The sequence below is a fragment of the Sphingomonas sp. SUN039 genome (assembly GCF_024758725.1).
Taxonomy (GTDB): Bacteria; Pseudomonadota; Alphaproteobacteria; order Sphingomonadales; family Sphingomonadaceae; genus Sphingomonas_O.
In genome coordinates, this window is record NZ_CP096972.1 from 960,793 (window position 1) to 973,000 (window position 12,208).

16 protein-coding genes and 1 tRNA gene are annotated in these 12,208 nt (G+C 62.3%); 10 read left to right on the forward strand and 7 right to left on the reverse strand.

Translation table 11 applies throughout. From position 1 onward, the window contains the following. Window positions 1–17: 17 nt before the first annotated feature. The 3 genes from M0209_RS04740 to M0209_RS04750 form a co-directional block, all read right to left on the reverse strand. On the reverse strand, window positions 18–197 hold the full coding sequence (locus tag M0209_RS04740) for a Flp family type IVb pilin (RefSeq protein ID WP_258887148.1): 180 nt from the start codon (window positions 195–197) through the stop codon (window positions 18–20). Between the two features lie 95 nt (window positions 198–292). Next, window positions 293–460 (reverse strand): Flp family type IVb pilin, encoded by a 168-nt coding sequence (locus M0209_RS04745; RefSeq protein ID WP_258887149.1) that lies wholly within the window; start codon window positions 458–460, stop codon window positions 293–295. 133 nt (window positions 461–593) lie between these two features. Next, entirely contained in the window at window positions 594–794 is a 201-nt protein-coding gene (locus tag M0209_RS04750; RefSeq protein WP_258887150.1) for a Flp family type IVb pilin, read from the reverse strand. Between the two features lie 44 nt (window positions 795–838). Between M0209_RS04750 and M0209_RS04755 the strand changes: the two genes are divergently transcribed. Further along, on the forward strand, window positions 839–1,252 hold the full coding sequence (locus M0209_RS04755; RefSeq protein WP_258887151.1) for a (deoxy)nucleoside triphosphate pyrophosphohydrolase: 414 nt from the start codon (window positions 839–841) through the stop codon (window positions 1,250–1,252). Here the strand turns inward: M0209_RS04755 and M0209_RS04760 are convergent. Further along, window positions 1,249–2,037 carry a class I SAM-dependent methyltransferase gene (locus M0209_RS04760; protein WP_258887152.1) on the reverse strand — a complete coding sequence of 263 codons (789 nt, stop codon included), beginning with the start codon at window positions 2,035–2,037 and terminating at the stop codon, window positions 1,249–1,251. The two genes, M0209_RS04755 and M0209_RS04760, sit on opposite strands and share 4 nt — an antisense overlap. A gap of 42 nt (window positions 2,038–2,079) precedes the next feature. Between M0209_RS04760 and M0209_RS04765 the strand changes: the two genes are divergently transcribed. From M0209_RS04765 to M0209_RS04790, 6 genes are all read left to right on the forward strand, one after another. Continuing rightward, the gene (locus M0209_RS04765) at window positions 2,080–2,781 is read left to right on the forward strand and encodes a ComF family protein (protein WP_258887153.1); all 702 of its coding nucleotides are present in this window, start codon (window positions 2,080–2,082) and stop codon (window positions 2,779–2,781) included. A gap of 44 nt (window positions 2,782–2,825) precedes the next feature. Continuing rightward, window positions 2,826–3,086: a glutaredoxin 3 gene (grxC, locus tag M0209_RS04770; protein ID WP_258887154.1), complete on the forward strand. Its 261-nt coding sequence runs from the start codon at window positions 2,826–2,828 to the stop codon at window positions 3,084–3,086. Next, window positions 3,083–3,904 carry a carbon-nitrogen hydrolase family protein gene (locus tag M0209_RS04775; RefSeq protein WP_258887155.1) on the forward strand — a complete coding sequence of 274 codons (822 nt, stop codon included), beginning with the start codon at window positions 3,083–3,085 and terminating at the stop codon, window positions 3,902–3,904. The genes grxC and M0209_RS04775 overlap by 4 nt, the downstream gene beginning before the upstream one ends. After that, window positions 3,901–4,311, forward strand: a complete 411-nt coding sequence (locus M0209_RS04780) for a DUF1178 family protein (protein WP_258887156.1) — start codon at window positions 3,901–3,903, stop codon at window positions 4,309–4,311. The genes M0209_RS04775 and M0209_RS04780 overlap by 4 nt, the downstream gene beginning before the upstream one ends. Window positions 4,312–4,345: 34 nt before the next feature. Next, window positions 4,346–4,422, forward strand: a tRNA-Arg gene (locus M0209_RS04785). Between the two features lie 26 nt (window positions 4,423–4,448). Beyond that, window positions 4,449–4,706 (forward strand): hypothetical protein, encoded by a 258-nt coding sequence (locus M0209_RS04790; protein WP_258887157.1) that lies wholly within the window; start codon window positions 4,449–4,451, stop codon window positions 4,704–4,706. Here the strand turns inward: M0209_RS04790 and M0209_RS04795 are convergent. Continuing rightward, the gene (locus M0209_RS04795) at window positions 4,703–6,073 is read right to left on the reverse strand and encodes an aromatic ring-hydroxylating dioxygenase subunit alpha (RefSeq protein WP_258887158.1); all 1,371 of its coding nucleotides are present in this window, start codon (window positions 6,071–6,073) and stop codon (window positions 4,703–4,705) included. The two genes, M0209_RS04790 and M0209_RS04795, sit on opposite strands and share 4 nt — an antisense overlap. 49 nt (window positions 6,074–6,122) lie before the next feature. Between M0209_RS04795 and M0209_RS04800 the strand changes: the two genes are divergently transcribed. Then, the gene (locus tag M0209_RS04800; protein ID WP_258887159.1) at window positions 6,123–6,587 is read left to right on the forward strand and encodes a DUF3237 domain-containing protein; all 465 of its coding nucleotides are present in this window, start codon (window positions 6,123–6,125) and stop codon (window positions 6,585–6,587) included. A gap of 79 nt (window positions 6,588–6,666) precedes the next feature. Here M0209_RS04800 and M0209_RS04805 read toward each other — a convergent pair whose 3' ends face one another. After that, complete coding sequence (locus M0209_RS04805; RefSeq protein ID WP_258887160.1) at window positions 6,667–9,273, reverse strand: TonB-dependent receptor; 2,607 nt, start codon at window positions 9,271–9,273, stop codon at window positions 6,667–6,669. Between the two features lie 205 nt (window positions 9,274–9,478). Between M0209_RS04805 and folE the strand changes: the two genes are divergently transcribed. Further along, the gene (gene folE / locus M0209_RS04810) at window positions 9,479–10,096 is read left to right on the forward strand and encodes a GTP cyclohydrolase I FolE (protein WP_258887161.1); all 618 of its coding nucleotides are present in this window, start codon (window positions 9,479–9,481) and stop codon (window positions 10,094–10,096) included. Window positions 10,097–10,180: 84 nt separating this feature from the next. Further along, the gene (locus tag M0209_RS04815) at window positions 10,181–11,329 is read left to right on the forward strand and encodes a sterol desaturase family protein (protein ID WP_258887162.1); all 1,149 of its coding nucleotides are present in this window, start codon (window positions 10,181–10,183) and stop codon (window positions 11,327–11,329) included. Here M0209_RS04815 and M0209_RS04820 read toward each other — a convergent pair. Beyond that, window positions 11,309–12,166, reverse strand: coding sequence for a fatty acid desaturase (locus M0209_RS04820; protein ID WP_258887163.1), 858 nt, complete (start codon window positions 12,164–12,166; stop codon window positions 11,309–11,311). The two genes, M0209_RS04815 and M0209_RS04820, sit on opposite strands and share 21 nt — an antisense overlap. Window positions 12,167–12,208 lie beyond the last annotated feature (42 nt).

Consider the following 12,208-nt stretch of genomic DNA (forward strand, 5'->3'; position numbering starts at 1 on the left):
CCAGTCCGTGACAGTAATCAGCCCTTCGACATCGTTGTCGAGGAGTTGTTGAACGTCTTTTTCAACTGCGTCCCCATGCCCGACATTGCGCCGACGGCGGCAACGGCGATCAGGGCGGCAATCAGGCCATATTCGATGGCGGTCGCTCCACGGTTGTGCGTGGCGACCATGCGAAGGGCGTGAAGGAAGTTAACCATCTTCTTGCTCCACTTATGAAAATGGGCGGGAAACCGAAATTTCCCGCCCACTTTCGAACTTCGTTTGTTGCCCGCCGCGAACGGCGGGCGACAAATCAGCCCTTCGACATCGTGGTCGACGAGTTGTTGAAGGTCTTGCTGATCTGCGAACCGAGGCCCGACATCGCGCCAACGGCAGCGACGGCGATCAGAGCGGCGATCAGGCCGTACTCGATGGCGGTGGCACCCTTCTTGTCGGCGAACATTTTGCGAATCATTTTCATTTCCGGTCTCCTGTTGGGGTTAATCCCAGTGTTCAACTACCCGACTGTCCCGCTTGAATTAGTGAGCCAGTGATTTGGAAGTTAGGGTGGGGAAGTTTCCAAAAACTTAATGCCGGAACGACTTTTTTGCGGGTCAGCTCTTGGCGACGGTGTTCGACACATTGTTCCACATATTCACGGATGTGGTGGCGAAGTTCTTGATCCCAAGAAACGCGCCCAACACCACGAGCGCGGCGATCAGGCCGTACTCGATGGCAGTGGCACCGCGCTTGTCGCGCAACAATTTGCTTAGTCCCGATCTCATCGACAGTCCCCGGTCGAGCCGTCGTCCCATTACGGCAGGTTGGAATTAGGGGCGGAGCGGTTAAGAAAGTCTTGATGGGGCAAGTCTCGACATTGTGGGTAGTGGCGGCGGCGCTCGTCGATGGCGACGGCCGCGTGCTCGTTCAGCAGCGCCCGGCGGGCAAGTCGATGGCCGGGCTGTGGGAATTTCCCGGCGGCAAAGTCGAATCCGGCGAAACGCCGGAAGCGGCGCTCGTTCGCGAACTCCGTGAGGAATTGGGGATCGAGGTCGATCCGGACGATCTCGTGGCGGGCCCGTTCGCGAGCGAACCGCTCGGCGACCGGCACCTGGTCATGCTGCTCTACACCTGCCACCGCTGGCAGGGCGAAGCCGAAGCGCGAGAGGCCGCGGCTATCGGCTGGCATTTTCCGGCCGATTTGCACATTCTGCCGATGCCGCCCGCCGACGGGCCGCTGGTCGCGTTTCTGGAAAATCGGTTGTCGATCTAGGTTTTGGCAGCCGCTGCCCAGCCTGTCAGAATCAGCAACGTCACCGTTTCGATCGCCCGTCCGTCGGCACCTCCAGACCGTTCGAATGCCGCGCGTGCCGCCGCCAGCCATCCCGGCGAGACTCCGCGACGCTCGGCCAGCACATTGCCCAATCCTGCTGCGCGGATATCGCCGACCAGCCGGTCGAACGACGGATAGGACAGCCGCAGCGTCTCCGCATCGGCCACTGGCAGCGCAAATCCTGCACGCACGAGCAGATCGCCCGCCGCCCGCACGTCGATCTGCGGATGCAGCCGCGCCACGGCGCGCCCCTGCGCCGCATCGACAGCACTCGCTACATCGCGCAGCACCGGCAGGCTTGGCGACCCGATCAGACAGGCAAGGAACAGCCCGTCGTCGCGCAGCGCCCGCCGCGCCGCGATCAGCGCACCGGGCACATCGTCGACGGTGTCGAGCCCCGACGGCATGACGACGAGGTCGTAAAGCCCTGATGCCACGTCCAGCCGGTCCTCGTCGCAAAAATTTCCCGATGCGGCCGCCGCATATACGACGCCATGGTCGGTCTCAGTGACCGCGATGCCGCGCTCGCGCAGTGCCGTCGCCACGATACGCGGGCCCGTGTTGATGACCAACGCAGTCGCAAAGGGCCGGGTGACCGCATCCAGTCGTTCGAGCAACTCCCGCGCGATTCCCGCCTCCAGCGGCGACGGCTCGCTACACGCCACCCGGTCGCGGCGCAGTCGGCGCGCGACGCGGTCGAAAATAACGGGCGGCGGCGACGTCATGACCGGCTTGTGCCGCCGCCCGTGCGGCGCGACAACCGTGCAATGCAGATGGCATGGCCGATCAAGCAGATTGTCGATTTCGCGCTGCCCCCGCGCTGCGGCGGGTGCGGGACGATTGTCGAGGCCGATCATCGATTCTGTACGCCTTGCTGGACCTCGCTCGATTTCCTGACCGGCGACGGCTGTGCGCTGTGCAACCTGCCCATGGCAGCCGTTTCAGGAACGATCTGCGGCCCTTGCCTCGCCGCGCCGCCGCGTCATGACGGCGTGCGCGCAGCCGTCGCTTACGGACCGGTTGCCCGCGACATCGCGCTTCGGCTCAAATACGGGCGGCGCACGGGCCTCGCGCGCACCATGGCGTCGGTCATGGAGCATCACGCCGACGCGCCGGGGATCGTCGTGCCAGTGCCGTTGCACCGCTGGCGGATCTGGTCGCGCGGATTCAATCAGGCAGCGGCAGTCGCACACGCCATTGCCGAAGCCCGAGCGCTCGATCTGCACACCGGCCTGCTCGTCCGTAAACGCGCGACGCCGTCGCTGCGCGGCCTATCGGGACGCAAACGGGCCGATGCCGTGCGGGGAGCCTTTCGGACGACCGCGCGGATCGAGGGCGGTACTGTCTGGCTGGTGGATGACGTCTATACCAGCGGGGCAACGGCCAATGCCTGTGCCGCTGCGCTCAAACGTGCCGGGGCCGACCGTGTCTTCGTCCTCGTCTGGGCGCGTGTCCTGCGCGAGGATTGACAAGCGCCGACCCTGTCCGCACGTCTCACGGGGAAAGGAACGCCATGCCGCGCGTCGAAATCTATACCAAGGCGTTTTGCCCGTTCTGCTCGCGGGCGCTGTCGCTGCTCGGCGGCAAGGGGGTTGCTTACGAGGAGTACGACATCACAATGGGCGGTCCGAAGCGCGCCGAAATGGTCGAACGTTCCGGTGGACGCCTCACCGTGCCGCAGATATTTGTCGGCGGCACACATATCGGTGGGTCGGACGATCTCGCTGCCGCCGAGCAGAGCGGCGAACTCGACCGCTTGCTGGCGATGTCGTGAAGATCGCGCTGCTCCAGATGACATCGGGGATCGATCCCGATGTCAATGCCGCGACCCTCGAAACGGCAATTGCCGATGCGGCGGGGCAAGGCGCAGCGATGCTGTTTACGCCCGAAATGTCGGGTCTGCTCGATTCGAACGGCGCGCGTGCGGCGACGCAGGTGACCGACGAGGTACATGACCGCGTGCTGGCCCGGGTCCGCGCAGCGGCTGCCCGTGAGGGTGTTTGGGTCCATCTCGGCTCGCTGGCAGTAGAGGGCGACGAGGGCGACCCGCGCTGGGCCAACCGCGCCTTCGTAATCGACGCGGATGGCGAAATCGCCGCGCGCTACGACAAGGTACATCTGTTCGATGTCGACCTACCGACGGGCGAGAGCTGGCGCGAATCGTCGCGATACGTGCCGGGGCAAGACACGGCCTTGGTCAATACCCCCGTCGGTAAGCTAGGCTTGTCGATCTGTTACGATATGCGCTTCCCCGCGCTGTTTCAGGCGTTGAGCGGAGCAGGAGCGACGATCCTGTCGGTCCCGGCGGCCTTTACTGTCCCGACTGGACAGGCGCACTGGCACACCTTGTTGCGTGCCCGCGCCATCGAGAATGCCTGTTGGCTCGTCGCGGCGGCCCAGACCGGCACGCACGAGGACGGGCGTAGCACTTACGGGCATTCGCTCGTGGTCGATCCGTGGGGCAAAGTAGTGCTCGATATGGAGACGACGGCAGGCCTGGCCGTCTGCGAGATCGACCCTGCCGCCGTCGACGATGTTCGCAGCCGCGTCCCGGTCATTGCTCATCGCCGTGCCATTCCGGTCCCAGCATGATCGTTTTCGACCTGAAATGTGCGCAGGGCCACGGGTTCGAGGGCTGGTTCGCCGACAGCGATTCCTTTGCGGACCAGCGCGACGGCGGGCAGATTCCCTGTCCCTATTGCGGCAGTACGGCGGTCGAACGTGCGCTGTCGGTGCCGCGGATAGGCGCGAAGGGGAACCGCAGCGAACCGGCCGAACTCGTCCAGAAGCTCGCCGGGCTACAAGCCGAAATGCTCAAAGACTCCAAATGGGTCGGCGACGATTTCGCCCGGCAAGCGCGCGCGATGGCCGATGGCGACACACCGCAAGCCACGATCCATGGCCAAGCGACGATCGGCCAAGCGAAGGAGTTGCACGACGACGGGATCACGGTGATGCCGCTGCCGTTTGCCGTCGTCCCGCCCGAACAACAGAATTGACCGGCACGGCCCCGCACGGCTAGCAGACCCCCGTGTCCCGGTAGCTCAGCAGGACAGAGCAACGGTTTCCTAAACCGCAGGTCGGGAGTTCGAGTCTCTCTCGGGACACCATTTGCCGCTGCATCGTTCTCCAACACATGAACGACACTGTGCTAACCGCGATGCAATATTATGGAGCCGCTACAGGCGTGATCGCTGCGCTCGTGGTATCGCTCGACCTCGGTCGTCGCCCCACGGGGTGGGCCTTCGTCCTGTTCGTCACGTCATCGGCCGCGCTGATTGCCTGGGGGTTCCTGCAAGAGGACAGCGAGGGGATCGGCTGGCAGAACGCCATTCTGCTCGTGATCAACCTGATCGGTGTTTACCGATATCTGATCCGCAAAAAGGTACCCTAGCGCGCCAAATAGGCATCGAGCGTCGCATGGAAATGTCGGAGGCGGCTCTCCTGATAGCGGGCGAAGGTCACCCCCGGTTTGCGCGAAGTTTTCAAACCCTTCTGGATGCGGCGCAAATTGTCGGTGTCCTGATCGGCGACCATCGCCGCCGAGCCGAGTTCGGACGCGTCGATCCAGTTCTGGTCCGGCCCCAGCATGTTCATCCTGGCGGGCGGCGGGTGCGATCCGTCGGGCGCTTTGGCGAACAGGAACATGATTTCCATGATGTGCGTGTCGGGGTCGTCGCCATTGGGGCGGAACCGATAGACGATGGGCAGCGCCTGCCCGCCCCAGGGGACCATATTGGGGAAGAGCAGATATTCTATCAGGTCGAGCGCTTCGCTGTCGGACAACCCCGACATATCGGTACCGGACGAACGCGAAATCTTCTCGCGTGCGCGTTCGGCAAGTTTCCCGCGCGCGGTTTCGCCGGGACCGACCTCGATGGGTTTGCCCGCATAGAAGGGCGCATCGCGGCGAAGGTCGGCGACGGTGACCTCGGGCGCGACATGCTTCATCGCGGGCGAGGGCACGCCCTGCACGCTCAACATGCGCGATACATGTCGCACGCCCGGCCAGACGTCGTACTGCGTGTTGCTGTCGCCGTAATAGGTCACGACTTGCGGGTGCGCGGCGGGCACATGGTACGCCTCGATGAATGCCTCCATGCCCAGCTTCCAGTTACAGGGCATGATCTTGGCGACGTGCGCGGCCTTGTAGCGCTTCTCCAGCTCGAACGCCTCGAAATGCGCGGGCAGGTTTTCGAGGTAGCTCTCGAACGATTCGCAATCCTTGTCGAAGTTCACGAACACGAACCCGCCCCATTGGCCGACCTGCGCCTCGGGCAGACACATCTTGCCCTTGTCGACATGCGGGAAATCCCATTGGCCGGGGATAACCTTCAGCTTGCCGTCCAAGTCCCATGTCCAGCCGTGGAAGGGGCAGCGGATTTGCTTGGCATTGCCCGCCTCGGTGCGGAGCAACGTGCCACGGTGCAGGCATGAATTGATATACGCTTTCACCGTATTCGGTGCCGTCCGCACGACCACCAGAGAGTCATTGACGATGTCATAGACGATCTGGTCGCCGACCTCGGGGATCTCCTCGATCCGGCACGCCAGCTGCCATGTCTTGCGCCAGATTTTCTCGACCTCGCGCTCGTGCCAGTCGCGCGAATAATAGCGTTCGGCAGAGACGTCCTCGCTGCTCTGTCCCTCAGGCGGCGATTCACTGCGGAGCACGGCGGGCGGCGCGATGAAATCGGTGTCGAACACCTCCTGCACCGACGGCCCGGGCCGCCGCGCGATGATGTCGCTATCGTCCGCCATGTCCTGCTCCCGTTTTGCCACAGCTTGCCGCCATGCTAGCGGTCGCGCAATGGATATGCTCGCCCATCGTCACCTGACGACCCTCGCCCTCGACGTCGATTTTGCCGCTGTCGTGCCCATTGGTGCGATCCCCGCCGGTCATCGCGGGATTGCGCCGGTGACGGGTGGACGGTGCACGGGGGAAAGATTGAGCGGCACCGTCTTGCCGGGACATGACTGGTTCGTGACGCGCGCCGACGGTGTGCTGGTCATCGACGTACGGCTGACGCTGAAGACGGGCGATGGTGCGACCATCTATATTGCTTATACCGGACGCATGGTCGGGCGGGGCGACGCAATGGCGCGCTTTCGCAAAGGCGAGAGACTGGCGGCGGAGGATTACAGCCTGATCATCGTCGCGAAATTCGAATGCGGCGATCCGCGTTATGCTTGGCTTAATGACGCGATCGTCGTCGGCACGGGCGCACAGACCGTGACGGGTCCTATCTATACCCTGTTCGAGATCGGACGTTGACCCTTATTTGCCGGTACTAGGACAAAAAAAGGGGCGCGGAACTTGCGGTCCCGCGCCCCCCTATTTTGTTTCAGCCCGATCAGAACTTGAAGCGGGCGCTTACACCATAGGTCTTCGGCGGGCTGGGATAGCCCGACAGCGTGCCCGACTGGGCGACGCCGGGGAAGATCACCGGGTTGAACTTCGGCTCGGTCAGGTTGCGACCCCATGCGGTCAGTTCGAGACCGTTCATCATTGCGAGCGTCACCGACGCGTTGAGCGTTTCCGGGCTGGCCTTGTACAACTGGCCCTGAGCCGGTCCTGCGGCCTGCTCCGACGTCAGACCCTGTGCAATGAAGAATGCGCTCGAATGGTCGTAATCGACATGGAAGATCGCCTTCATGCTGTCGCTGAGCGCGGCAGTGTAGGTCGCGCCAACGGCGATCGAATATTCCGACTGACCACTAGGACGCAGGCCGGTCAAATTCGCCGGGCCGGTGTTGCGCGTGGCCGGATTGAACGCGGTGCCAGCGGGGAAATCGTCGAACTTCGGATCGAGATAGGTCATCGAGAAGGTGAAGTTCAGGTTGCGGACCGGAGTCAGTGACGCATCGAATTCCAGACCTTGCGTCGATTGCTTCGGTGCATTGCCGAGCACGAAGCCGGTACCGACGAAGACATTGCTCTGGAAGCCCTTCAGGATCTGCTTGAAGACCGCCAGATTGAAGCCGAAGCCCGGCCAGTTGCCCTTCAGGCCAATTTCGTAAACCTGCGCTTTTTCCGGCGCGGCAAACCGCGTGCCGCTCGTCAGGTTGTTGACCGCAAGGCCCGCCGTCCGAATGGCGGAAGCGCCCGGTGCTGGCACCTGAAACGGCGATCCGGGGATGAAATCGGATGCGAACGGGCGGCTGTCTCTCGTCAGGTTGAAGGACGTGGCCTTGAAGCCCGTGCCATAGGTTGCATACGCGCTGATATTCCGGTTGAACTTGTACGCCAACCGGACGGTGTACGACAGATTGTCATCCTTGGTACGACCACTTTCCACGGCATTCGGGAAATTCAGGAACCCGGGCAGGAACTGCAGTGCCGACAGCCCGAGGAAAGGGTTGCAGGTACCGGCAGGCGCAGTGTTAGGGCTCGGGCAGGCCGTCGTGCGCGGAAACAGCGCGGCGGTCTGACCGGGGAAGGTGCCCGCCGGGATGGTGCCCGGAATGCCCGCGTTCGCCGCCGACTGGACGAGATCGATCGTCGAGAACGTGTCGGTCGTGCTGTTATTCGTCGCCACGCGCTTGCGATCGACGGTGTAGTTTGCACCTCCAGACAGAGTTAGCTTGTCGGTGATCTCGAAATCGATGTTGCCGAAAATCGAAAACGATTCATTGCTGTAGTCGTAATTCTCGAAAACCCCGAGACCTTGCGACCCGAAGGCCGGGACCGTGGCCGCGATGCCGTTCACGGCACGCAGGGTAGGTTCGGCTGCAGCATAGCCACCGCCGCTCAACAGGTTCGCGTAATTGCGGAAGTCACGTCCGAACAGCAGCTGCGACGAACTTTTGATCTTTTCGTTGAAATAATAGCCACCGAACAGGAAGTTGATCGGGCCGTCGAAATCCGAGAGCAGGCGCAGTTCCTGCGTGAAGGTATCGATCTTGGTGTTCGCACGGTTATCGCCGATCAGGTCGGCGCTCGTGAAGTCCGAATCCTGATTGGTAAAGATTTTCACGCCGCGATAGGCGGTGATGCTAACCAGTGAAAGCGTGTCGGAAACGCGCGCGTCGATCTGTGCTGAAACACCGTAATTGTCGATCTTGTTAACCGACGGAATGTTCGCATAGCTGTCGTACGAATAGCGGTTGTTCGAATTGATCTGCCCGCCGAGCGCGCGGATTGCACCGCCGGTCGGCCCGTCGAAGATGTTGACGACAGTGCAGCAGACTTCGTCGATCTTGTCGTAGTCACCGATGATGCGGAGTTTGAAGTCCGACGACGGCTGCCACAGGATCTGGCCACGGATGCCGTAGCGGTTGCGGTTGTTCCCCTGCTGGTTGAGGTTGAGGTAGCGGGCATAGCCGTCGCGACGGTTGTAATTGCCGGCCAGGCTCACCGCGAGCGTCTCGGAAATCGGCCCTGTCACGCTGCCCTTGACGACGACGGCGTTGTAATTGCCATAGGAAGCCTCGAGCTGTCCGCCGAATTCGAATTTCGGCTCGGCGGTGACAATGCTGATGATACCGGCGCTCGCGTTCTTGCCGAACAGGGTCGACTGCGGGCCGCGCAGCACTTCGACGCGCTCGATGTTGGGCAGATCGCCGATCTGCGCCGCCGAACGCGAGCGATAGACGCCGTCGATGAACACGCCGACCGACGGTTCGATACCGGCGTTGTTCGCACCGTTGCCGAAGCCGCGGATGATGAAGTTGGTGTTGGCCGAACTCTGCAACTGCCCGACCTTGAGCGAGGGGACCAGTGTCTGAAGGTCGATAAGGTCGCGGATGTTCGATTGCTCGATCTGCTGCGCGCTGGCGACTGCCACCGAAATCGGGGTGTCTTGCAACGTCTGGGCGCGCTTCGATGCGGTCACGATGATGTCGGCGCTGGTGTCCTCGGCCTCGGCTGCTTGCGGCGCGGGCGCGGTTCCCTGCGCGAACGACGGGGTGGCGATGGCGAGCGCCAGCAGCGACGCGCCGGCGAATTGGATGCGGTTCATTGGAATGTCTCCCCTGCGAAAAAGCGACGCTCGTCGGCGTCTTCGGCGACCTAGGTCGCGCAACCTTACGCGCGCGTCAATGGCGGAATTGAGACAATCGCGATGGGTTTCAACGCGCTACCTATCTTCTCCCACGCAGCGATGGATGCCGTAGCGTCAGGGCGTCGGGTGTTGCGCTCGGGCAGCAAGCGTCTATTCGGGGCTTATGTCCGATTATGACGATGGCCCGCTGAGGGGCGACGAAATCGAAGCGGCGAAGCTGCCTGTGCCCGAGCCTGTGCAGGAGGCGATCCGCACGCTGATCCGCTGGGCGGGCGATGATCCGACGCGCGAAGGGCTGCTCGACACGCCCAAACGCGTGGCGCGGGCATGGCGCGAATATTGCGCGGGCATGGAGGAAGATCCGGCGATCCACCTCTCGCGCACCTTCGACGAGGTCGGCGGTTATGACGAACTCGTGCTGCTCAAGGACATTCCGTTCCAGTCGCACTGCGAACACCATATGGCCCCCATCACCGGCAAGGCGTCGATTGCCTATATGCCCGACAAGCGCGTGGTCGGCATTTCGAAGCTGGCGCGCGTGCTCAACGGCTTTTCGCGTCGCCTCCAAATCCAGGAGCGCCTGACCGCACAGGTCGCGGAATGCATCTGGAGCAACCTCCACCCGCAAGGCGTCGCGGTGGTTATCGAGGCGCAGCATGGCTGCATGACGGGGCGCGGCGTGCGGACGCCCGGCGTGGGGATGACGACGTCGCGGTTGCTGGGATGTTTTCTCGAAGACCACCGGAGTCGCAGCGAAGTACTCAGGCTGATGGGCTACTAAGGTTCCGGTTGTTTCGGGCTTAACGATGTTTTCGCCTCATTCGGGCTAGGCGGGGCACATAGGGGTTAGCTGGCGGGAGGTGTCGTGGACGAAAAGCAGATCAACGCCTTTTTCGGCGACGACGCGCCCAAGGGTTTTGGCACCGGCTGGTGGAGCGGTGTTCTGGCTGCATTCTTCGGTCTGCTCGCTTTGGGCGCCGTGCTTTGCCTGCACTTCCCGCAATATCTGACTGCGCCCGAACTGCGCGCTTTCTACCCGATGGATGTCATGCGCTGGGGCATCAAGGGGCTGATCGTTGCAGCACTCGTCTTCGGCGTTGTCGCAGCGTTACTGCGGCAGAAAAAGGCACTCGCGCTGACCGGCCTGATCGCGGCGTTCCTGGCGACGCTGCTCGGCGGGTCGAGCGTCGTCATCGATGCCACGTTGCACAACGGTCCCGCGATCGGCTTTGACTGGTTCCTGCTCGACATGCTGCTGATGGCGGCGATCTATGTGCCCATCGAGCGGCTATGGCCCTATTACGTCGACCAGGGGACGTTCCGCGACCAATGGGCGCTCGACGTGATCTACTTCGCTTCGACCCATCTGCCGATCCAGATCATGTCGTTCATGATCATGCTGCCCGCGACACAGGCAACCAAATATCTTGCAATCCCCTCGGTTGCCGGCGCGATTGCCGACCTGCCGCTGGTAGTGCAGTTCTTCCTTGCGGTTGTCGTCGCCGATATTGCCGAATGGGCGATCCATTTCACGATGCACAAGGTGCCGTTCCTGTGGCGCTTCCACTCGATCCATCATTCGTCGAAGGCGCTCGACTGGATCGCGGGATCGCGCGCGCATTTTGTCGAGGATTTCGTTGTGCGCGGGTTCATCCTCGTGCCGATGATGCTCGCCTTCTCGCAAGGGATCATCATGGCTTATCTGGTGTTCGTGACGCTCCATGCCACCTGGACGCACTGCAACACGCGCATGAACGTGAAGTGGCTCGAGCCGTTCCTCGTAATGCCGCGCTACCACCACTGGCATCACGCCTCGCAAAAGGAAGCGATCGACGTGAATTTCGCGATCCATTTCCCGTGGATCGACCGGCTGTTCGGGACGTACTATTATCCAAAGCACTGGCCCACAAAATACGGGCTGGACGAGGAGGAGATCGGGTCCGGCTTTATCCGCCAGACGTGGGAACCGTTCGTCCGGCCCAACAGGCGGATATCAGAATCCCAGCCGCTGTAACGGGGCCTCGGCGGGGATTTGCGTCCCCCGCACCGTCGATTTGACGACACCCAGCGCCTTCATCCAGCGAATCGTCTTGAAGCCGAAATCATACTCGCTCTCGTCATGGCTCAGGCGCAGGACGTTGGGCGAATGATGGTGGTTGTTCTGGAGGCAGGCGCTGAAAGTGGCGGTCACCGGCAGCCATTCACCGATGTTCATCGCATTGTCGTGATCGTCGTCGTAGCGGCGGTAGCCATAGCTTCGCGTGTGCGTCCAGTAATTCTGGATCATGTTGACCCATAAAGCGAAGACGCGCAGTCCGATCCACATCGCGGCAGCAAACGCCCAGCTGCCCGTCAGCCACGCCAGCAACGCATAATTCAGGACCGTTGCCGCGATGCCGAATTCCCAGCGCGCGGTCAGGCGGAATACCCAGCTTTTCAGAATGTCGTCGTTCGCGACATTCGCATTGGTCGGATAGGGAAACAGGCACAGCCACAATGTCTTCCAGAACCCGTCGTCGGCCAGCTTGTTGGGGTCGCCCTCGTGGTCCGAATGGCGGTGGTGCAGCCGGTGGCGGTTCACCCAGCCGATAGGATCGACATAGACGCCGAACACGTTGTTGATGAGCGTGACTGCCTTAATGAACGCGGGCGAGAAATCGAGCGAGCGGTGCGCGATGCCAAGGTGCAATACGTCGGCGAGATAGGTTCCCGCCAGATACCAGAAGGTCAGCAGGTATGCCGTGCCGATCAGCAAACCCCACCACGGGCCGATCGGGGCAGGCGCGAGCAGCATACAGGCCGCAGCATAGGCAACAATGATGGCATAGCCGATCGCATTGTAGGATTTCATAGTGCTCCCCTTAGGCTTTCGGGGTCACACGCTATCGGCTGT